Here is a 21,804-nt window from a genome sequence, read left to right as displayed (position 1 = left end):
CATGTCTTGCATTTACTACGCATACCCGCGCTTATCTGATCAGGACGGTACCGACGTCGAATGGTGGGATGACTTATGCGCAAGGGTTTCCGCGCTGGGTTTCCAGAGCGTGCTGATACCGAGCACGCACGAAGCGCTGGATGCCATGGTTGCAACCTGCAAACGGCACCGACTATTTTTTCTGATGGACCTGACGCTGGAGCGCGCTGCTGACGATACGGACTTTATCGCTGAGTGGGCCGAAAGGCTGCTGTCGTGGTCTAACGAAGGCGTTTCAGGATTTCGTTGTCTGGCCCCTAGCCGGCTATCTGCGAGCGACTGGAAGGCGATTATCGGCCGAGTGCATGCGCAGCAGCCCGAGTGTTGTTTCATGGCCTGGACCCCCGGCCTGGGTCATGAACAGGCTGCGCAGCTTTCGGGATCAGGTTTCGAGGCGGCATTTCTGTCCTTGCCGTGGTGGGATTACCGTTCCGGATGGTTGCTCGAGGAGCATGACAGGTTACGGGTCGATATGTCGGTCATAGCACCGGTTGAAGATCCGGGTACAGACCTTACCTCAAGGGAAACCTGGCTGCGCCAGGACCCTGAGCAAGCCAGACGCAAGTTGTGGACCGCTGCCTTTGCCGGAGACGGTGTGCTGGTGCCTATGGGGTTTGAAGCTATCGCCGGAGAGGATGACGTGGCGCAGGTCAACCAATGGATAGCCCAAAGGCATGGGGCAAGTCAGCGGTTGCAAAGGCTGTCGGGTCCGCAAGCCGATGTCACGGCGCTGTTCCGGGGTGGCTCTGCGGCCAGCCTTTTGCTTATCAATCCCTATGTCGATAAGCCTGTCAAAGTGGACTGGCGGACATTGCGCTGCCGTCTTCCTCAAAGCTATATCGTCAAGACTGCTGGTACCGACTTGCCGGATGTTCTTTCCGGGTCAGGGTGCCGCCTGATTCCAGTGGCTCCCGCGTCTGTGGTGAAAGGTGTTGCTGTTTCGTCCAGTGATCAGCGCAAGTCCGTTACCGTCGCCTTGCAATCAGCACGTATTGCCATCGAGAACATCTCGCCGTCTGTCGATCAAGGCCGATTCGCGGTCAAGCGCACGATAGGCGACACCATACAGGTGCAGGCCGATATCTTCATGGATGGCCATGATCGCATCTCGGCAAGCCTGGTGTGGCGCGCCATGGATGAGACAGTCTGGCACGAGGCGCCGATGGAACATCTGGGAAACGACCGCTGGCAGGCCCAGTTTTCGCCGGACCGTTTGGGTAGCCATTGTTATGGCGTGAGAGCCTGGCTGGATACGTGGGGCTCATATCGCGAGCAGTTGAAGAAGAAAGTGGCGGGGGGCGTGGATGTGCGCTTGGAGATGGAAGAAGGTCGCCTCTTGATCAGCGACGCCGTGGAGAGAACAAAGGACGATATGCCTTTTACCGCCAATGTGCTGATTTCGGCACTGGACGCGGTGGGCAGGCCGCAAGCTACTCTGCCCAAGCCGTACTTGCAGCGTGCGCAATTGTCGATGCAGCAAACCGTTGGAGGTAGCCACACTACGCCATTGGCTCCCGGAGAGCCGGAACAAATTCAGGCAATGCTGTCGGAATCGCTGGCAGAAGCCATGGAGTTCGCAGACGCTCGGGAATTCGAGGCTGGCAGCGATGTTGTATATCCTTTGCAGGTGGAGCGTCGCGAAGCCCGATTCGCCAGTTGGTACGAGCTATTTCCCCGCTCGCAGGGAGGAGTTCCTGGCGTACATGGGACTTTTCTGGATGTGATTGACCGCTTGCCGTTCATACGGGATATGGGATTCGATGTGTTGTACTTTCCGCCCATCCATCCTATCGGGCAGACCAACCGCAAGGGCAAGAACAACGCTGTCAAAGCCGGCCCGGACGACCCGGGAAGTCCTTATGCCATTGGTTCTGCCGAAGGCGGACACGAGGCTGTTCATCCGCAATTGGGGTCGCTTGACGATTTTAGGGAGTTGATACGCGCCGCCAAGGAGCATGACCTGGAAATTGCCATGGATTTCGCGATTCAATGTTCGCCGGATCACCCCTGGCTCAAGGCGCGTCCCGCCTGGTTCGACTGGCGTCCGGACGGCTCTCTGCGGTATGCCGAGAATCCCCCCAAGCGTTATGAAGATATTGTGAATCCGGATTTTTATAGTCCGGCGGCCAGCGCGGCGCAGCAGGCGGCCTTGTGGGTGGCGTTGCGCGACGTGGTGCTTTTCTGGGCCGGTCAGGGAATACAGACATTTCGCGTCGATAATCCGCATACCAAGCCATTGCCATTTTGGCAGTGGATGATTTCCCAAGTCCAGGCATTGCACCCGCATGTCATTTTCCTGTCTGAAGCCTTCACCAGGCCCAAGATGATGTATCGCCTGGCCAAGCTGGGATTTTCCCAGTCTTATACCTACTTCACCTGGCGTAATCACAAACAGGAACTTACCGATTACCTGACCGAGCTGAATGTCGAGCCGGTAGCCGATTTTTTTCGGCCGAATTTTTTCGTCAACACACCCGACATCAATCCGTATTTTCTGCAGAGCTCTGGTCGACCGGGGTTTCTGATACGGGCCGCGTTGGCGGCCACTATGTCGGGGTTATGGGGGGTGTACAACGGTTTTGAACTGTGTGAGGCGCAGGCTATTCCCGGCAAAGAAGAATATCTGGATTCCGAGAAGTATGAAATTCGGTCCTGGGATTGGGGCAGGCCGGGCAATATCGTGGCCGAGATAACGCGCTTGAATCAGGTGCGACGCGCGAATCCCGCTTTGCAATCGCATCTGGGCATGCGTTTTCACAACATCGATAACGATCAAATATTGTTCTTTTCCAAGTCCACGCCCGAGCGGGACAACGTCGTGTTGGTGGCGATCAGCCTGGATCCTGGCGGCACGCAGGCGGGAACGTTGGAATTGCCTTTGTGGCAGTGGGGCTTGCCCGATGATGGCTCGGTGCGTGTGCGTGATCTGTTCAGTGACAGCCATTTTCGTTGGGACGGTAAATATCACCGCGTTGCGCTGACGCAGGAGCGTCCTTTTGCGGTATGGGGGCTGGAAGGTCCTGCATAACGAAGAATTTAAATGGGACACACAATATGGTTGAACCCAGAAAAAGACGAACGAGGCTGCCTAATGAGCCGCTTTGGTATAAAGACGCTGTCATATACCAGCTCCACGTAAAGTCATTTTTCGACGCGAACAATGATGGCAAAGGGGATTTTCCAGGGCTGATTTCCAAGCTCGACTACATCGCCGAATTGGGTGTGAATACCATTTGGCTCCTGCCTTTTTATCCCTCGCCGCGCCTGGACGACGGTTACGATATCGCCGAATACCGGGATGTCCATGAAGATTACGGCACGCTGGCCGATGTTCGGAAATTTATCCGGGCGGCGCATGAGCGGGGCCTGCGCGTTATTACCGAGCTGGTGGTCAACCATACGTCGGACCAGCACGCCTGGTTCCAGCGCGCGCGCCGGGCCAAGCCAGGCTCGGCTGCCCGCGACTTTTATGTGTGGTCGGACAATGATCAAGCCTATGCCAATACACGCATTATTTTTTGCGATACCGAGAAATCCAACTGGACTTGGGATCCAGTGGCCGGCGCTTATTTCTGGCATCGTTTTTATTCGCATCAGCCGGACCTGAACTATGACAACCCGCGCGTGCTCAAGGAAGTCATCAATGTCATGCGCTTCTGGCTGGATATGGGCGTGGATGGCCTGAGGCTGGATGCTGTGCCGTATCTGGTCGAACGCGAGGGCACGAATAACGAAAACCTGCCTGAAACCCATGCAGTACTGCGCCAGATACGCGCCGTGATGGACAGCGACTACCCTGACCGCTTATTGCTGGCCGAAGCCAATCAATGGCCTGAGGATGCGCAGGAATACTTCGGTCAGGGTGATGAATGCCATATGTCGTTTCACTTTCCGCTGATGCCGCGCATGTATATGGCAATTGCGCGGGCCGATCGCTTCCCGATTACCGACATCATGCAGCAGACACCGGAGATTCCGGAAAATTGCCAATGGGCCATTTTTTTGCGCAATCACGACGAACTTACGCTGGAAATGGTGACGGGTAGCGAGCGTGATTATTTGTGGGAGGTCTACGCGGCCGACCGCCTGGCGCGCATCAATTTGGGGATACGACGCCGCTTGTCGCCTTTGCTGGAACGGGATCGCCGTCGCATTGAGCTGATGAACAGTCTATTGTTGTCTATGCCGGGCACTCCGGTCTTGTATTACGGCGACGAACTCGGCATGGGCGACAACATTCACTTGGGCGACCGCGATGGTGTGCGCACACCCATGCAGTGGACGCCTGACCGCAACGGCGGCTTTTCCAGGGCGGATCCAGAGCGCCTGACACTGCCCGTATTGATGGGGCCGCTTTATGGATATGAAACAGTCAATGTAGAGGCGCAGCAGCGCGATCCACACTCGTTGATGAACTGGACGCGGCGCATGCTGGCCAAGCGCCAGCAAACCCATGCATTCGGCCGGGGCAGCCTGCGTTTCCTGTTTCCCGGGAACCGCAAGGTATTGGCTTACCTGCGCGAATACGACGGCGTTGTCTTGCTGTGTGTGGCCAACCTGTCTAACGCCTCCCAGCCGGCGGAGCTGGACTTGTCATTCATGTCGGGAAGGGTGCCTGTGGAGCTATTGGGCGGCACCGCTTTCCCCACAGTAAGTGAAGCGCCTTATCTGCTGACGCTGCCGCCTTATGGGTTTTATTGGTTTGAGTTAAGCGCCACGGCTGCGCCGCCGACATGGCGCGCCATGCTGCCCGAGCAAATGCCCGAATATGCCACGTTGGTCGTGCGCAAGCGCGCGGGATATCAATTGATGGAAGGTTCGCGCCGTATATTGTGCAATGACGTTTTGCCGCAATACCTTTCCAGGCAGCGCTGGTTTGCGGGCAGCCAGCGTATCAAGTCGGCAAATATTCTTTATGTTCTCCCGCTTCCCGGCCAGACAGACTTGTTCCTCGCGGAGTTCGAGGTTGAGCTTGACGAAGGATCTGCGAATTATTTCTTGCCCCTGGCTTTGCTTTGGACCGAACCGGTAGCGGCCTTGCCGCAACAATATGCGCTTGCCAGGGTGCGGCGCGGCGCGGAACTGGGCCTGGCTACCGATGCTTTTTCTGTTCCGGAGTTCGCGCTAGCCCTGCTCGAAAATATACGGGGTGATCTCAAGGTTCCTTTCGAGACATCCCGCGGGCGCTTCATGATGTACTTTCAAGGCGAACCTGCCTTGAAAAATGTGGAGTGGCCGATCGATATGGCAATAGAATGGTTTCAGGGAGAGCAGTCCAATAGTTCACTCTCGCTGGGTGAGGCCGCGATCTTGAAGCTGGTTCGCCATGCCGTGCCCGGCGTTCATCCCGAAGCCGAAATGACGCGTTACCTTACGCTTTCCGGCTATGCGAATTCAGCCGCCCTGCTAGGCGAGGTGCTGCGTGTTGATGCTGACGGAACCTCCCATACACTGGCCCTGTTGCATGCCAGGGTGGCGAACCAGGGCGACGCGTGGAGCTGGACGCAAGATTATTTGAAACGCACACTGGAAAATGCTGCGCTGACCGGTGAGAGCCAGGCCGATTACGAAGAAGAGCTGAGCGGCTATGCAACGGTTGCTGCCGCCATAGGCAAGCGTTTGGCCGAATTGCATGGGGTGTTGGCGCAGCCCACCGACGATCCAGCCTTCACGCCGGAAGTGGCGGATGCGAACGATGCCAAGGCATGGGCCAAAGATATCCGTAGCATGCTGTCCAAAGCCTTGAAAGCGTGCGTGGCCAGCAAGTCCACATTGTCAGAGCAGGCGCTTGTTTATCTTGAAGAATTACAGACCAGTCATGACGCCTTGCTTATTGAAATCGACCAGCGGGCACGGACGCTGACCAAGACCTTGCGCACGCGCATCCACGGCGACTTTCATCTGGGGCAAGTTCTTATCGCCCAGAATGATGTTTATCTTATCGATTTCGAAGGTGAGCCCGTGCGCTCGTTAAGTGCGCGTCGCAGCAAGTCCAGCCCCTGGCGGGATGTCGCGGGCCTGTTGCGTTCGTTTGATTATGCAACGGCTGCTTTCCGGGCCGCCGAGCACACCGTCTCGGATATATCGCCGCGCCCCGATGCCGGCATGCCAGATGAGGCGATAGACGCTGATGCGCTGGCGGTACCGGCAGCTGCGTCATTGCATCAGCATCGTCAAATTCTGCTTGATCAATTTTGCGAAACGGCAACACAGGCTTTCCTTGGGGCGTATCACAACGCCCTTGACGAGGCGAGCAGGGTGGCGCAGGCGGGCACCGAGGCGGGCGCGGATTCCGTCGCTTTGCCAGCGCAGCCGCAACCCCTGCTCGATTTGGCGCTATTCGAGAAAGCCGCCTATGAAATTTGCTACGAGGCGGCACACCGTCCGGATTGGATTGCCGTGCCTTTGGGCGGACTGGTCCGTGTGGCGCGTCGGCTGCTGGCTGAAACCGGCGATGTAAAGGAAGCTGCTCATGACTGATAATGTGATGATTCACAAAGATGCGGTGCACGGCGCTGGCGGGCCCGATGCGTCGCCGCCCTTGTTGGGCGAGCTGGACATGCATTTGATTGCCCAAGGGCGGCATTGGCATCTTGCCGATTGTCTTGGCGCGCACGTGGCGACTGTCGATGGCACGACGGGCGTGCGTTTTGCTGTGTGGGCGCCCAATGCGCAGCGTGTGGCTGTCGTCGGAGATTTCAACACTTGGGACGGGCGGCGCGACCCCATGCGGCTGCGCGCGGAGTGCGGTGTCTGGGAAGTTTTCGTCCCGGAGGCTGCACCGGGCCACCGCTACAAATTTGAATTGCATGGACGTGATGGCTGCCTGCTGCCTTTGAAAGCCGATCCGGTCGCGCGGCAAACTGAGATGCCGCCGGCTACGGCGTCGGTCGTGGCGCCGCCTGATGCATTCGACTGGAGCGACGAGACTTGGATGGCAAGGCGTGGCGCAGCGCAACAACCCGATGCGCCTATCTCTATTTATGAAGTGCATTTCGGGTCGTGGAGGACAGGACCAGGCGTGGAGGCCTCGTGGTCGGAAACCGGCGCCCAACTGATTGAGTACGCTACCGCCATGGGGTTTACGCATGTAGAGCTTTTGCCCATCACTGAACATCCCTTTGGGGGGTCATGGGGATATCAGCCCTTGGGTATGTATGCGCCGTCGGCGCGCTATGGAACGCCCGCAGACTTCGCCACGTTTGTCGATCAGTGCCATCAAGCCGGGCTGGGGGTGATTCTGGACTGGGTGCCCGCTCATTTTCCTTCTGATTTGCATGGTTTGGCCGACTTCGATGGGACGGCTCTGTATGAACACGCTGACCCCCGTCAGGGTTTGCATCCCGATTGGGACACGCTGATCTACAACATGGGGCGCAACGAGGTAAAAAACTTCTTGTTGTGCAGCGCCCTGGAGTGGTTGCAGCGTTATCACGTCGACGGACTTCGGGTGGACGCGGTGGCATCCATGTTGTATCTGGACTATAGCCGTGAGCCGGGGCAATGGACGCCGAATCAGTATGGTGGCCGCGAAAACCTGGAGGCGGTCGACTTCCTGCAACAGTTGAATGCGGTGGTGCAAGAACGTAGCGTTGGTGCGATCGTGATCGCCGAGGAATCTACCGCCTGGCCCGGCGTTACCGCTCCGCAGGCCAGCGGCGGGCTGGGTTTCCAGTACAAGTGGAATATGGGCTGGATGCATGACACGCTGCGGTACATGCGACATGAGTCTGTGCACCGCCGCTATCACCATGAGGACATGACGTTTGCCATGGTGTACGCCTATTCCGAGCGCTTTGTCCTGCCTCTATCCCATGACGAAGTGGTGCATGGCAAGGGATCGTTGCTGGGCAAGATGCCGGGTGATCGCTGGCAGCGCTTTGCCAATCTTCGTGCTTATTATGGCTTCATGTGGGGGCATCCAGGTAAGAAGCTGCTTTTCATGGGGGCCGAATTGGCGCAGCCCTATGAATGGAACCATGATGCGCAACTGGATTGGGCTGCATTGGAAGGGCCAGACCATGCCGGCGTGCAAACGCTGGTGAGGGATTTGAATACGCTGTACCGGACCATGCCAGCGCTGCACGGCGGCGATGTCGATCCAGCCGGTTTTGCCTGGATAATCGGCGACGATCAGGCCAACAGCGTGTTCGCCTTCCTGCGCTGGCACCAAGGGCAGTGCGTGCTGGTGGTCAGCAATATGACCCCCGTGCCGCGAACAGGCTACCGCATTGGCGTACCGATCGGCGGGCATTGGGCCGAACTGCTCAATACCGATGCGCAGGCCTATGGAGGTGCCAATATGGGCAATAGCGGTCATGTAATGGCGACCGATAAACCCTCGCACGGATACGAGCAGTCGCTTGATTTGTTGCTGCCCCCTTTAGCGACGGTAATGCTTGCGCCCGAAGGATCATCATCATGAGTCTATCGCTGCCTGATCGGTTGGATACGGGCTTGCCCTATCCCCTGGGCGCCCATAGCGACGGCTTGGGCGTCAACTTTGCAGTGTTTTCCGCGAATGCCACCAAGATCGAATTGTGCATTTTCGATTCGACCGGGCGTCGGGAACTGAAGCGCCTGACGCTGCCCGAATGCACTGACGAGGTATGGCATGGCTATCTGCCTAATGCGGGGCCAGGGATGCAGTATGGCTATCGTGCTTACGGGCCTTACGATCCCCGGAACGGCCATCGTTTCAACCCGCAGAAGTTATTGATCGATCCTTACGCACGCAAGCTGGCCGGCTCGGTGCGCTGGTCTGATGCCTTATTTGGCTATCGTGTGCAGCATCCTAAGGCCGATCTGAGCCTGGACCGGCGCGATTCGGCCGCATTGATGCCCAAGAGCGTCGTGACCGGCGATAGTTTCAGGTGGGGCACTAAGGAACGCCCCTGCACCCCGTGGGCGGAAACCATTATCTACGAAGCGCATTTGCGGGGCCTGTCCATGCAAAGAGATGACCTGCCTTCGGAGGTGCGCGGTACATGCGAGGCGCTGAGCAACCCGCGCTTTATCGATCACTTGCACAAGCTGGGTGTTACCGCCATCGAATTATTGCCCGTGCACGCTTTTTTGCATGATCACTTTCTTGTGGAGCGAGGCCTGCGCAATTACTGGGGCTATAACACCTTGGCCTTTTTCGCGCCTGAACCGTCCTATTTGGCAACCGGCAGGATCAATGATTTGCGCATGGCCATAAGGCGTCTTCATGCGGCGGGTATAGAAGTGATATTGGATGTTGTTTACAACCATACGGCGGAAGGTAATGAGCTCGGTCCTACGCTATCGTGGCGCGGCCTGGACAATGCCAGCTATTACCGCTTGATCCCGGGCGAGGAGCGTTACTACATCAATGATACCGGCTGCGGCAACACGGTCAACCTGTCGCATCCCCGCGTATTGCAAATGGTGATGGATTCTTTGCGTTATTGGGCCGAGCAATATCACATCGATGGCTTCCGTTTCGATCTGGGCGTAACGCTGGGGCGCGAGGGTACGGGCTTTGACCCGGGTTCGGGTTTTTTCGACGCGATACTGCAGGACCCGGTGCTGTCGCGCCTGAAATTGATTTCCGAGCCATGGGATACCGGCCCCGATGGTTATCAATTGGGCAACCACCCCCCGAGTTTTGCGGAATGGAATGATCAATACCGCGATGGCATTCGTCGAGTCTGGGCCGGAGAGCCTGGGCTGCGTGGTGAACTCGCGGGCTGGCTGTCGGGTTCACCCGCGGTGTTCGACAGGCGGCACCGACGGCCCTGGGCTTCCGTTAATTTTCTGGCGTCGCACGATGGATTCACTGCCCACGATATCGTTACTTACAACGACAAGCACAACGACGCCAATGGCGACGAAAATGCCGATGGACATAGCGAGAACTTCAGCAATAACTGGGGGGAAGAAGGTCCCAGCAGTGATCCCGCGTTGGCGTCGTTGCGTGCGCGCGTGTTGCGTTCCATGCTGGCGACAGTATTCTTTTCCGATGGCACACCTATGCTGCTGGCCGGAGACGAATTCGGCAACAGCCAGCAGGGCAATAACAACGCCTACTGTCAGGACAACGACATATCGTGGCTGGACTGGGTTCACGCAGCCAGTCCGGAAGGGCGTGAGCTTACTGCTTTCGTCAGCCGTTTGAGCTCACTCAGAAAAGCGCATCCAAGCTTGAGAATGCCTCGTTTCGAGGATGGCAATTATGAAGTCTTGCCAGGTGTCACGCGGGTAGCCTGGTATGACATAGATGGCGAGGTCATGGAAGAATCCGACTGGCAATATCCAGAGGGTCGGGTGCTTGCCTTTCGGCGGGCCGTCCGCTTGCCAGGCGGCTCAGTAGAGCTTTCATGTCTGTTGATCAACTCGGGTGCAGAGGATGTTGATTTTCAAGTGCCCGAGTCGTCTTGTTCTTGGGTAAGCGTGTTGAATTCAGCCAATGTCCAGGCGGTGCCGAGTCGTGTTCATGCTTCGAGCGTACCGGTGTCAGCGCATGGTGTGGTGTTGTTGATCGGCAAGGGGGCGTCAGGCTGACTGAAAAAGGAGGTCTTGTGCAAAATGATGGCGCAGATTATGGCGGCGAGGTAGCGGCAGGCTATCAAGAAACACACGTTGACTATACGTTCGGGGCCGTGCTTATGGCGGACGGTATGGTCCGGTTTCGCCTGTGGGCGCCCGCAGTGCCGCAGGTGCAATTGGAAGTGGAGGGCAAGCCAGCGACCGTTATGAATCCCATCGGCAATGGTTTTCATGAGCTTCGCTATGCGTGTCCGGTAGGCGCCCGGTATCGTTATCGCATCGAACCCGAACTTAGTGTTCCTGATCCTGCTTCCCGATTGCAAGACGGGGATGTGCACGCAGCAAGCGTCGTCCACGATACGTGTTCCTACGCTTGGAGACATGGCTCTTGGCTGGGCCGCCCCTGGACTGACACTGTCCTTTACGAAGTGCATGTGGGGCTGGCGGGTGGATTCGCCGGTGTCCAGGCTATGCTCGCTGACTTGGCCGAGCTTGGCGTGACAGCAGTCCAGCTTATGCCGGTCGCTGACTTTTCCGGACCTCGTAATTGGGGTTATGACGGCGTCCTCCCTTATGCGCCTGATTGCGCCTACGGGTCACCCGATGAACTGAAAACACTGATAGATACGGCCCATGGCATGGGCATCATGGTGTTCCTCGACGTGGTTTATAACCATTTCGGGCCCGACGGAAACTACCTGGGCTCTTATGCTCCAGATTTTTTTCGCACTGACATGAAGACGCCATGGGGACCTGCGATCGATTTCCGCAAGCCGGAAGTCAGGGCTTTCTTCGCGGAAAACGCCTTGTACTGGCTGCGTGAATATCGGTTCGACGGTTTACGGCTCGATGCGGTGCATGCTTTATCAGACCCCGGCTGGTTGCCGGAAATGGCTTGCTTTGTGCGTCGGCATATACCGGCGGGCAGGCATGTGCATTTAGTGCTGGAAAATGACGACAACGCCGCCAGCCTGATGACGCAAGGTTTCGATGCGCAATGGAACGACGACGCGCACCATGTGCTGCACACTATCCTGACAGGTGAATCGCAAGGCTACTACATGGCTTATCAGGACGATCCGACCAGCAAGCTGGCCCGCGTTCTGGCCGAAGGCTTTGTGTATCAGGGACAGCCCAGCCCCTGGCGTAAAGGCCTGCCTCGCGGCGAATCCAGTGTTGATTTGCCGCCATCGGCGTTCGTGTTTTTTTTGCAAAACCATGACCAGATAGGTAATCGGGCGATGGGGGAGCGCTTGATCACGCTGTGCGGCAAGAATGTGGACGCGTTGTATGCCGCAGTAGCGTTACAAATGCTGGCGCCCCATATTCCTATGCTGTTCATGGGTGAAGAATATGGCGCCACAGTGCCGTTTTTGTACTTCACGAGTTTCCAAGATGCCGATTTGGCCCGGGCTGTGCGCGAAGGGCGGCGCAAAGAATTTGCGGGGTTTTCTGAATACTCTGATCCGCAGGCCAGGCAGCGCATACCCGATCCGAACGATGCAAGCACTTGGGAACAATGCGCGATGTCGAATATTGCACGCGATACTAAAGCGCAGGCTTGGTATGGCTACTATCGTCAATTGCTGAACTTGCGCCGTGAGTTTGTCGTGCCGCATCTGGCGGGCGCTCGCAGCTTGTCTGTCCGTGTTCTGGCGCCTGTTTGCCTGGTTGCCCGCTGGACGCTGGGAAACGGGAGCTTGTTAAACCTGTACTGCAACTTGTCTCAGGTTGACGTCGAGCTTCCCGAGGACTGCCTGACTGCAGGCGAGGCAGTGATCTTCGAAAGCCATTTCGATCCTGAAGACGGGCTTGCGGCGGGCATTGTTCTGGCTGCAAGTACGACCGCAACCGTCACACCCTTGATGCAGTCCAGATTGGGCCGAAGGCAAGCTCATGCATAGTTTCATGTCGGTCGACCCTGCTTTGCTGCGGCTCTCGGAAACGGTCGGGCTGGAGCCGGCCTGGCAAGATGTGCATGGCCAGATGCACCAGGTGAAAGAACCAATATTACGTAGTATGTTGGATACTCTAGGCCTGCCCTGCGGCAACGCGCAGCAGATTGCCGATAGCCAGTGTGAACTGGAGCAGAGCGGTTTGTCTTCACCCGGCGCCATGCTTATCGTCGATGTGGACGAACCGCCTGTGTTTGCCTACGCTGGCCCGCTGGCGTATGTCTTGAACCTGGAAGACGGTAGCCAGTATGCCGGCATGGCCAATAGCGTTGGCCCAGGCATGGCCAGCATCCGGGGGGTTCAGCAGACCGGATACCACCAACTGTTGATTGGGCCGCTGCAGATTACACTTGCCGTCGCGCCAAAGCGCTGTCCTTCCATCGATGATATTGCCGGCCAACGAGACACGTGCCACTGGGGCATATCAGCGCAAGTCTATAGCTTGAGCCGCGTGTCGGAGAGCGCTTCAGGCAACCTGCCTGTCTGGCCGGGCTGGACGAGCGGCGGCGATTTTGGCGCTTTGGCCCGCTTAGCCCGCCATGCCGGGCAGGCATCTGCCAGCGCGTTGGCGATCAGCCCAGTGCACGCCATGTTCAGCGCCGACCCACAACGCTATAGTCCTTATTCCCCTTCCAGCCGCCTGTTCCTGAACGTCGCCTATATCGACCCGGCAATAGTCATGGGCGAACTCGAGGTCAGCCAGGCGACGAGAGAACTGGTTGCTGACTGGAATGGCGATAAGGCGCGTCGCGCCAGTGTGGTCGATTGGAATTGCATTTTGCCCAAGCGCCTGGCTTTGCTCAGGCAGCTGTTCGATCGTTTCCGCCGACAAGCCGCAGACGCGCTTGTCGAACGTTATACGGCTTTCAGGCGACAGGGCGGCGAGGCGCTGGAAAGCCATGCGCGCTACGAGGCCTTGCATGCTCATTATCGGGCTGTGTTGGGTCCGGCAAGTGGATGGCAAGACTGGCCTGCTCAATTGCATGATCCCTTGGGCCAGTGTGTGCAGGCATATGCGATGCAACATGAAGCTGATATCGACTTTCATGTGTTTTTGCAGTGGCTTGCCGATGAGGGATTGAGGCATGTGCAAGACAGCGCGCGTGCCGCGGGCATGTCCATAGGCTTGATTACTGACCTGGCTATTGGAACTGACCCGCGTGGCAGCCATGCCTGGAGCCGCCAGGGCGAGATGCTGACAGGGGTGTCAGTAGGCGCGCCGCCTGATTTATACCAATCGCGGGGTCAATATTGGAGCCTTACCGCCTTGTCGCCCCGCGCCTTGCGGCAGAATGGCTATATCGCTTTTCTGGAAACACTGCGGGCGGCATTGAGGCATGCGGGAGGTGTACGCATAGACCATATTCTGGGGCTGGCCCGCATGTGGTTGATCCCGCAGGGCGCGAGCCCAGTCGATGGTGTGTATATGCGCTATCCACGCGCCGACATGATGCGTCTGTTGGCCTTGGAAGCATGGCGTCACAAAGCCATCGTGGTCGGCGAGAACCTGGGCACGGTGCCGGAAGGTTTCAACGACACGCTCAGGCAGCAAGGCATATTGGGTACCAGTGTGCTGTGGTTCGAGCGATCTTCCGCAGGCTTTTTACCGCCGCATGAATGGTCTGCTCATGCCATCGCAACGACTACCACCCATGACCTTCCCACGCTGGCGGGTTGGTGGGAAGCAAGAGACCTGGACTGGCGAGAACGGCTGGGGCAGATACCGGACGGCGCAGCAGCGCAACAGCGCGACATTCGCAAGCATGAGAAGACGGCGCTTTGGAAGGCGTTGCGGGATGCGGGTTGTATCAGCTCACCCGACACCGGACTTCCGGTCGCCGCGCCACGGGAGGCCATATTGGAATTCGTGTCCAGCACGCCGGCGCCGCTGGTCATTATTCCGCTGGAGGATTTGCTGGGCTTGATAGAGCAACCGAATTTGCCGGGTAGCGAAGGCGCAGACCCAGTCGCTCATCCAAACTGGGTTCAGTGCCTGCCTGCCGGTGTCGACGGTATTTTTTCCCGGCCCGATGTCAGGCGTAGCATTGACGCAATCAAGCATGGCAGGAGGCACTCATGACCACCACGCCCAGGGCTACGGTCCGTTTGCAGCTGCATGCCGGCTTTACCCTGCGGGACGCCTGCGAGCAGGTCCCGTACTATGCTGCGTTGGGCATCAGTCATTTTTACAGCTCGCCCATTTCGCGCGCACGGCCCGGGTCGATGCATGGCTATGACGTCATCGATCATTCCGTGGTAAGCCCGGAGTTGGGCGGAGAACCCGCCTTAAAGTTGCTGGTTCTGCGGCTGCGTGAACACGGCATGGGGTTGATTCTGGATATTGTCCCTAATCACATGGCGACTCATCCGGGCAACGCATGGTGGTGGGATGTGCTGATGCATGGGCGGCAAAGCGCTTATGCGTCATGGTTCGATATCGATTGGGAGCCGCCGCAGACAGACTTGGCTGGCAAGGTACTGGCGCCTTTCCTGGCTTGTTCGTACGGGCAAGCGTTGGTCAGTGGTGATATTCGGCTGGTTTTTGACGATGCCGCCGACGCGTTTCAAATTGATGCTTGCGGTGCGCGCTACCCAGTGGCGCCGGGCTCGTTGCGATGCGAAGGGGATGACCCGAGTCAGGCGCTGGCGCAATACGACAGCCGTAATTCCCAGGGGCAGCAACGTTTGCATGGCCTGCTGGAGCGGCAGCATTACCGTCTGTCTTGGTGGCGCTGTGCTGCCGATATCATCAACTGGCGCCGCTTCTTCGAAATCAGTGAACTGATCGGAGTAAGGGTAGAGCGGCAACAAGTCTTCGATGAGGTGCATGCACTGCCGCTACGCCTGTTCGCCGAAGGGTTGATTGACGGCTTGCGGGTGGACCATGTCGATGGCCTGGCTGAGCCTGTTGATTATTGCCGGCAGCTATCCCAGGCGCTCAGGCAACGCGTCGAGCTTCGACCAGCCGTACTGCGCCAAGACGCGCCTTGGCTGATAGTTGAGAAAATTCTGGCGAAAGGCGAAACTCTGGGTGACAACTGGCACGTCGACGGCACCAGCGGCTACGATTTCATGGATCAGGCCGCAGCCGTGTTGCATGACCTGGCGGGCGAATCCTTGTTGACGGCCCATTGGCAGTCGGTGAGCGGGGATAGCCGGCCGATCAGCAGCTTTGTGCACGATGCCAGGCGCTTGATGCTGCAACGTCATTTCGTGGCGGAACGAAAGGGGCTGCTGCGTGCGTTGTCGAGGCTGGCTCGAACCAGTGTCTATACCAGGGACTGGACGAGTGAGGCGATTGGCCGTGTCCTGGATGCGTTACTGACGGTGTTCCATGTGTACCGGACCTATGCGCAAGTTGATGGTCGAGATGACGCCGACTCGGCCTGTTTCGATCAGGCTATGCGAGAGGCCCATGCCCGATTGGACGGGGCGCAAAGTAGCGAACAACTGCTGCTGGAAATGCTGGATGTCTGGTTAGGCGCAAGCCCGGTGGCGTCGGCACCTGAGGCTCAGGCGAGTGTGCGCGATCTGCAGTGCGAAGCGGTGCGGCGTTTCCAACAGTTGACGCCGCCATTGGCAGCCAAATCGCTGGAGGATACGGTTTTCTATCGTTATGGGCGCTTGTTGTCACGCAACGAGGTCGGCTCGGATCCGGCGGTATTGGCGACTCTGCCCGAAACCTTTCACCAGCAGAATTTATGGCGCGTGCCGCATGCGCCGCGCTCCTTGCTGGCAACGGCGACTCACGATCATAAGCGCGGCGAAGACGTGAGAGCCAGGCTGGCCGTGCTCAGCGAAATGCCGCAGTCCTGGGCCCAGGCCAGTCAACGCTGGTTGCATTGGCCTGGCAGTATGCCGCCGGCCGACGGCACCCAGGCTGGCGAGCGCTACATGCTTTTCCAGATGCTGGTGGGGGCATGGCCGCTGCAACTATCCGCTGACGATGCCGTTGGCATGGAGCGTTACGCCGAACGTATCGTCCAGTGGCAAATGAAGGCGTTGCGAGAAGCGAAGATCAATTCGGGTTGGTTCGAACCGGATCTGGCTTATGAGCAGCAAAGCGCCGACTTTGTATTCAGCTTGATGCCCGGCGGGCCAGGGCACGAGCTGTTGCGCGATATTGCAGCATTTACACAGACAATAACCGCCGCGGGGGCGGTGAATGGATTGACGCAAACCTTGCTGCGTGTATGCAGCCCAGGAGTGCCGGACCTGTACCAGGGAACCGAATTTTGGGATTTCAGCCTGGTGGATCCTGATAATCGCCGGGAGGTGGATTATTCGCTGCGCCAGGCTGGATTGTCAGCATTGGCTGCCAGCACCAGCATGGACTCCTTGCTGAGCAACTGGACGGATGGCCGCGTGAAACAGGCGGTGCTGGCAAGGGCATTGGCGCTGCGGCGCGAGCTGCCAGATGTGTTTGCTTGCGGGGAGTATGTTTGCCTGCCTGTCCTGGGGGATAAGCGCGACCATGTTCTGGCGTTTCTGCGTACGTGGCAGGCGCAGCAAGTAGTGGTCGTTGTGCCTCGCGTATGTTCGCAGGGGGTGGCCGGGCATGGCAGCCAAGGGCTGCCCCAGATAGATCCGCTGTTCTGGAACGATACTGCGGTGGCGTTGCCGCGTCGGTATATCGGCGCGGGCTTGCATGATGTGCTGGCAGACCGCAGGCACCAAGTCAGGCCGGACAGCAGCTTGCCGCTGTCCGAAATGCTTGCTGGCCTGCCCGTGGCGCTGCTGCGGGCTGGTTAAGGGTACAGGCCCCGTACTTCGCGCGACTCAAGAATGCGTGTGCAGGCGGTAATGAATGCCGCGGTGCGTTGCGTCACCTTGTGTTCGTTCGAAACCGCGGACACCGATGTGTACGCCGCGCGCATCATCGCTTCCAGGCGATGGTTGATTTCCGGTTCGGTCCAGTAGAAGCTTGAGAAATCCTGCACCCACTCGAAGTAGCTGACAGTGACACCGCCGGCGTTGGCCAGAACATCAGGCACGATCAGTGTGCCGTTGGAGGTAAGGATGTCGTCCGCTTCCGGTGTGGTTGGGCCGTTGGCGCCTTCGATAACGATTTTGGCGCGCACTGAATTGGCGTTGCCTTCGTGGATCTGGCTTTCCAGGGCAGCGGGGATAAGCAGCTCGGTTTCCAACGCCCAGAAGTCGGCGGCATCCATGCTTTCGGCATTGGGGCAGCCGGCTACGCCGCCGTTTTCTTCAACGTGCTTAAGCAGTGTCAGTACTTCCAGACCGTTGGCGTTGTGGACGCAGCCAGTGTGATCTTGAACCGCGATGACTTTGGCGCCGGCTTCGTAGAACAAACGTGCGGCTGTGCCGCCCACGTTTCCGAAGCCCTGAATGACGACACGAGCGCCTTCAATAGGTATGCCTTTGTCGCGGGCTGCTTCGCAACCCACTACGTACACGCCGCGACCCGTGGCTTCGACACGGCCCAGACTGCCGCCCAGCGATACCGGCTTTCCGGTGACTACGCCTGTGGTGGTCGCGCCTTCGTTCATGGAATAAGTGTCCATCATCCATGCCATGGTCTGCGCATTGGTGTTGACGTCGGGTGCAGGAATATCTTTATTGGGCCCGATAATTACGCCGATTTCGCTGGTATAGCGGCGTGTAATGCGTTCGAGTTCGCCCCTGGAATAGTTTCGCGGATCCATTCTTATACCGCCTTTGGCGCCGCCAAATGGCAAGTTGACCGCTGCGGTCTTGACTGACATCCAGGCTGCAAGAGCCATGACTTCAGACAACGTGACGTCTTGGTGGAATCGTACGCCGCCTTTGCCGGGACCACGCGTGGTGTTGTGTTGTACGCGGTAGCCTTCGAAGTGAGCGATGGTTCCGTTATCGAGTTCGACAGGTACGTCAACGATCAGGGAACGCTTCGGCCGTTTTAGGGTTTCAACCCATTTGCTGAGTTTGCCCAAGTAAGGTGTTACCCGCTCGACCTGCTCCAGATATACGCCCCACGGCCCCAGTTCTTGCGAATTCAGGTAAGAGGGGAGTGCGTGCGTAGGGTGTTCTGACATGATTACGACCTCAAGCGTTAAATTGAACGAAGCAATGAGTAAAACCTGCGCAAGGCAGGCAAAAACTCGATTTTAGCGCGGCAATCTCACTACGTCCCCAGTTCTTGCCCTATAAATTTAAATAGGGACGCGCCAGGCGAAACCGCCGTAATAGCGAATTCGCATAAACACTCTACTATTTATTCGTTCCTGCGAGCGCCTTTGACCGTCAGACTACGCCTTTAGACTGACTTGCTGCAAGGGCGATGGGTATGACATGAACGCAATTTCGACTTCTCTTGACTCTTCCACGGAACAGTTATGGGCCGTGCTTAGGCAAACCTTGGCTCAGATTGGCAGACGACATGCCGATGCTGTCTTTGCTTCGTCGTTTGGCGTGGAAGACATGCTGTTGTCGCATGCGATTTTCGAGGCGGCGTTGCCTATTGGCGTTTTTACGCTGGATACTGGCCGTTTGCATACCGAAACGCAGAAGATGCGTGAAGTTGTGCAGCAGCGCTACGGTATTGACGTTCCCGCGTTGCGGCCCGATGCCACCGTCGTAGCCGCCCACGTTGCCGAGCATGGCGAGTTCGGTTTTTACGAAAGTGTCGATTTGCGCAAAGCCTGTTGCGGCATGCGCAAAGTGGAGCCATTGCGCCGGGCGTTGCAGGGGCGGTCGGCCTGGCTGACCGGACAGCGGCGAGAGCAATCTGTGACTCGCACGGAACTGCCCGAAGCTGAATATGACACTGTGTTCGGCCTGACAAAATATAACCCGCTGGCCGCCTGGTCCGTGGATCAGGTCTGGGCCGTTATTCATGCGCTGGATATCCCTTACAACCCTTTGCACGATCAGGGTTACCCATCGATTGGCTGTGAACCATGTACCAGGGCGATCCGCCCCGGCGAGGATTTGCGGGCCGGGCGTTGGTGGTGGGAACAGAAATTATCAAAAGAATGCGGCCTGCATGCCGGCAATCTTCACGACTTGAAAGGATAAGACCATGGGTGATATTTCCGCGCGCACGCACTTGGACTGGCTGGAGTCCGAGGCTATCTACATACTGCGCGAAGTCGCCGCTGAATGTGAGCGGCCCGTCCTGCTGTTTTCGGGGGGTAAGGATTCTGTCGTGCTGTTGCGCCTGGCTGAAAAGGCGTTTCGACCCGCCGGCTTTCCTTTTCCGTTGATGCATATCGACACTGGGCATAACTTCGATGAAGTCATTGAGTTTCGCGACCGCCACGTTGCCGAATTGGGCGAAACACTGATCGTGCGCCGGGTCGAAGACTCCATTGCCAGAGGTACCGTAGTCTTGCGGCGGGAAACTGATTCACGTAACGCGGCGCAGGCGACGACATTGCTTGAAGCGATAGAAGAATTCGGCTTTGATGCTTGCATAGGCGGAGCCCGGCGAGACGAAGAAAAGGCCCGCGCCAAAGAGCGTGTATTTTCCTTTCGCAATGAGTTTGGCCAGTGGGATCCCAAGGCCCAGCGCCCCGAGCTATGGAATTTGTTCAATACTAAAGTCCACCCGGGTGAAAACATGCGCGTCTTCCCGATTTCCAACTGGACGGAACTGGATGTGTGGCAGTACATCGCCCGCGAAAAATTGAGCCTACCTTCCATTTACTATGCGCACGAGCGCGAGGTGATCAGACGCAATGGCCTGCTGGTGCCGGTGACGCCGATTACACCGCCCAAGGCAGGAGAGCAGACCGAGAACGTCACAGTACGCTTTCGGACGGTAGGCGATATTTCCTGCACCTGCCCGGTGGAATCCGGTGCTGACAGTCCCGAAGCCATCATTGCCGAGACGGCCATCACCACCATTACAGAGCGAGGGGCAACCCGCATGGATGATCAAACTTCCGAGGCCTCTATGGAGCGCCGGAAAAAGCTGGGGTATTTCTGATGAATGCAGTGAATGAATCCTGGATATCAGCCGCCGACACTGGCGTGCTGCGCCTGATTACCGCAGGTTCGGTGGACGACGGCAAGTCCACCCTGATTGGACGTTTGCTGTATGACAGCAAGGGTGTGTTTGCCGATCAGCTTGCCGCCATCACGCGGTCAAAGTACAAGCGGGTCGCCGCGAGTGAAATCGATTTGTCCTTGCTGACCGACGGCCTTGAAGCCGAGCGGGAACAGGGCATTACTATCGACGTGGCCTACCGCTATTTTTCGACGCCGCGGCGCAAGTTTATTGTGGCGGATGCTCCTGGTCATGAGCAATATACACGCAATATGGTGACGGGCGCGTCCACTGCGGAAGTCGCGATCATCCTGATCGATGCCAGCCGCGCCCGCGACGGGCAGTTGCTGGCGCAAACCAAGCGCCACAGCGCTTTGGCAAAATTGCTGGGACTTAAAAATATAGTGGTGGCCGTCAATAAAATGGATCTGGTTGGCTGGGATCCAGTCATATTCGAGGCCATACGTGCGGCATACACGGAACTGGCCGAAAGACTGGACATAGAGCATTTCCATATCATTCCCATTTCGGCCTTAAGGGGTGACAACGTGGTGGAGGGCTCGGCCAACACGCCCTGGTACAGTGGCCCACCGTTATTGTCCCTGCTGGAAGATCTGCCAATCTCTGCGGCTGTAGACGAAGGTTCTTCGCGATTTTTCGTGCAATGGGTAATACGCCATGGCGGCCACGACGTGAATGATTTCCGCGGCTACGCCGGGCAGCTGGCGGGCGGGCGGTTAAGCGTCGGTGACGAAATCCGGGTATTGCCTGCGGGCCAGGTTGCCAAAGTAGCTCGCTTGTTACGCTTCGACCTGGACGTGGCCTCGGTAGTCGCCGGAGACAACGTCGTGCTGGTGCTGGACCGCGATATCGATGTTTCGCGCGGCGATCTTATCGTGCAGTCGGACACAACGATACGCGTGACCAAGGAGTTCGATGCAGAGCTTTGCTGGCTGGATCAGCAGGCGCTAAGTCCTTTGCGGCAGTATTGGCTGAAGCAGGGTACGCGGCTTACGCAAGCGAAGGTCAAAGCGGTGCATACGCGACGCGATATTCACGAGTTGTCGCATGTAGAAGCGAGCGGCGTGCTGGAGATGAATGACATCGGGCATGTCACGCTGGTTTCACGTGATGTCCTGGCGCTGGATTCGTATTCTGAGCATTCGGTGACGGGGGCTTTTATTTTGATCGATGCGGCGACGCATCAGACTGCGGCGGCGGGGATGGTACGGTGAGGGGGCTGCTTATTGTCGCTGAGTCTATCGGTTTGTTTTCTTGAGCGGCGGCTGCCACAGGGGCTGGGAC

At 57.7% G+C, this 21,804-nt stretch carries 11 protein-coding genes; 10 read left to right on the top strand and 1 reads right to left on the bottom strand.

Translation table 11 applies throughout. The annotated features are described in order from the left end of the window. Position 1 precedes the first annotated feature (1 nt). The 7 genes from ABWO67_RS07420 to treY are packed head-to-tail and all read left to right on the top strand — an operon-like array spanning position 2 to position 17,258. Positions 2-3,067, top strand: coding sequence for an alpha-1,4-glucan--maltose-1-phosphate maltosyltransferase (locus ABWO67_RS07420; RefSeq protein WP_353149722.1), 3,066 nt, complete (start codon positions 2-4; stop codon positions 3,065-3,067). A gap of 26 nt (positions 3,068-3,093) precedes the next feature. Beyond that, positions 3,094-6,519 carry a maltose alpha-D-glucosyltransferase gene (gene treS / locus ABWO67_RS07415; RefSeq protein ID WP_353149719.1) on the top strand — a complete coding sequence of 1,142 codons (3,426 nt, stop codon included), beginning with the start codon at positions 3,094-3,096 and terminating at the stop codon, positions 6,517-6,519. Beyond that, positions 6,512-8,464 carry a 1,4-alpha-glucan branching protein GlgB gene (gene glgB, locus ABWO67_RS07410; RefSeq protein ID WP_502929980.1) on the top strand — a complete coding sequence of 651 codons (1,953 nt, stop codon included), beginning with the start codon at positions 6,512-6,514 and terminating at the stop codon, positions 8,462-8,464. Before treS ends, glgB begins: the two co-directional genes overlap by 8 nt. Beyond that, a complete protein-coding gene (glgX, locus tag ABWO67_RS07405; RefSeq protein ID WP_353149716.1) occupies positions 8,461-10,566 on the top strand; it encodes a glycogen debranching protein GlgX in 2,106 nt (701 codons plus the stop codon). The genes glgB and glgX overlap by 4 nt, the downstream gene beginning before the upstream one ends. Positions 10,567-10,583: 17 nt before the next feature. After that, the gene (gene treZ / locus ABWO67_RS07400; protein ID WP_353149713.1) at positions 10,584-12,455 is read left to right on the top strand and encodes a malto-oligosyltrehalose trehalohydrolase; all 1,872 of its coding nucleotides are present in this window, start codon (positions 10,584-10,586) and stop codon (positions 12,453-12,455) included. Next, entirely contained in the window at positions 12,448-14,586 is a 2,139-nt protein-coding gene (malQ, locus tag ABWO67_RS07395; RefSeq protein WP_353149710.1) for a 4-alpha-glucanotransferase, read from the top strand. The genes treZ and malQ overlap by 8 nt, the downstream gene beginning before the upstream one ends. Continuing rightward, positions 14,583-17,258 (top strand): malto-oligosyltrehalose synthase, encoded by a 2,676-nt coding sequence (treY, locus tag ABWO67_RS07390; RefSeq protein ID WP_353149707.1) that lies wholly within the window; start codon positions 14,583-14,585, stop codon positions 17,256-17,258. Before malQ ends, treY begins: the two co-directional genes overlap by 4 nt. On the opposite strand, the gene ABWO67_RS07385 is transcribed toward treY, so the two are convergent. Then, entirely contained in the window at positions 17,255-18,544 is a 1,290-nt protein-coding gene (locus tag ABWO67_RS07385; protein WP_353149704.1) for a Glu/Leu/Phe/Val family dehydrogenase, read from the bottom strand. The two genes, treY and ABWO67_RS07385, sit on opposite strands and share 4 nt — an antisense overlap. A 256-nt stretch (positions 18,545-18,800) precedes the next feature. Between ABWO67_RS07385 and ABWO67_RS07380 the strand changes: the two genes are divergently transcribed. From ABWO67_RS07380 to ABWO67_RS07370, 3 genes are read left to right on the top strand one after another with little or no spacing between them, the layout of a single operon-like run. Further along, positions 18,801-19,526 carry a phosphoadenylyl-sulfate reductase gene (locus tag ABWO67_RS07380; RefSeq protein ID WP_353149701.1) on the top strand — a complete coding sequence of 242 codons (726 nt, stop codon included), beginning with the start codon at positions 18,801-18,803 and terminating at the stop codon, positions 19,524-19,526. 4 nt (positions 19,527-19,530) lie between these two features. Further along, entirely contained in the window at positions 19,531-20,439 is a 909-nt protein-coding gene (cysD, locus tag ABWO67_RS07375; RefSeq protein ID WP_353149698.1) for a sulfate adenylyltransferase subunit CysD, read from the top strand. Continuing rightward, positions 20,439-21,734 carry a sulfate adenylyltransferase subunit 1 gene (locus tag ABWO67_RS07370; protein ID WP_353149695.1) on the top strand — a complete coding sequence of 432 codons (1,296 nt, stop codon included), beginning with the start codon at positions 20,439-20,441 and terminating at the stop codon, positions 21,732-21,734. Before cysD ends, ABWO67_RS07370 begins: the two co-directional genes overlap by 1 nt. Positions 21,735-21,804: the final 70 nt, after the last annotated feature.

The organism is Pollutimonas bauzanensis, assembly GCF_040393045.1.
In the GTDB taxonomy this organism is placed as follows: domain Bacteria; phylum Pseudomonadota; class Gammaproteobacteria; order Burkholderiales; family Burkholderiaceae_B; genus Pollutimonas; species Pollutimonas bauzanensis_A.
The sequence above is the reverse complement of the archived record's forward strand: the minus strand, read 5'-3'. Positions and strand labels throughout refer to the sequence as shown.

What these genes read in the sequence shown, in the direction of transcription:
- ABWO67_RS07420 (WP_353149722.1), top strand. Translation starts at nt 2, where the DNA reads ATGTCTTGCATTTACTACGCATACCCGCGCTTATCTGATCAGGACGGT.
- treS (WP_353149719.1), top strand. Translation starts at nt 3,094, where the DNA reads ATGGTTGAACCCAGAAAAAGACGAACGAGGCTGCCTAATGAGCCGCTT.
- glgB (WP_502929980.1), top strand. Translation starts at nt 6,512, where the DNA reads ATGACTGATAATGTGATGATTCACAAAGATGCGGTGCACGGCGCTGGC.
- glgX (WP_353149716.1), top strand. Translation starts at nt 8,461, where the DNA reads ATGAGTCTATCGCTGCCTGATCGGTTGGATACGGGCTTGCCCTATCCC.
- malQ (WP_353149710.1), top strand. Translation starts at nt 12,448, where the DNA reads ATGCATAGTTTCATGTCGGTCGACCCTGCTTTGCTGCGGCTCTCGGAA.
- treY (WP_353149707.1), top strand. Translation starts at nt 14,583, where the DNA reads ATGACCACCACGCCCAGGGCTACGGTCCGTTTGCAGCTGCATGCCGGC.
- ABWO67_RS07385 (WP_353149704.1), bottom strand. Translation starts at nt 18,544, where the DNA reads ATGTCAGAACACCCTACGCACGCACTCCCCTCTTACCTGAATTCGCAA.
- ABWO67_RS07380 (WP_353149701.1), top strand. Translation starts at nt 18,801, where the DNA reads ATGAACGCAATTTCGACTTCTCTTGACTCTTCCACGGAACAGTTATGG.
- cysD (WP_353149698.1), top strand. Translation starts at nt 19,531, where the DNA reads ATGGGTGATATTTCCGCGCGCACGCACTTGGACTGGCTGGAGTCCGAG.
- ABWO67_RS07370 (WP_353149695.1), top strand. Translation starts at nt 20,439, where the DNA reads ATGAATGCAGTGAATGAATCCTGGATATCAGCCGCCGACACTGGCGTG.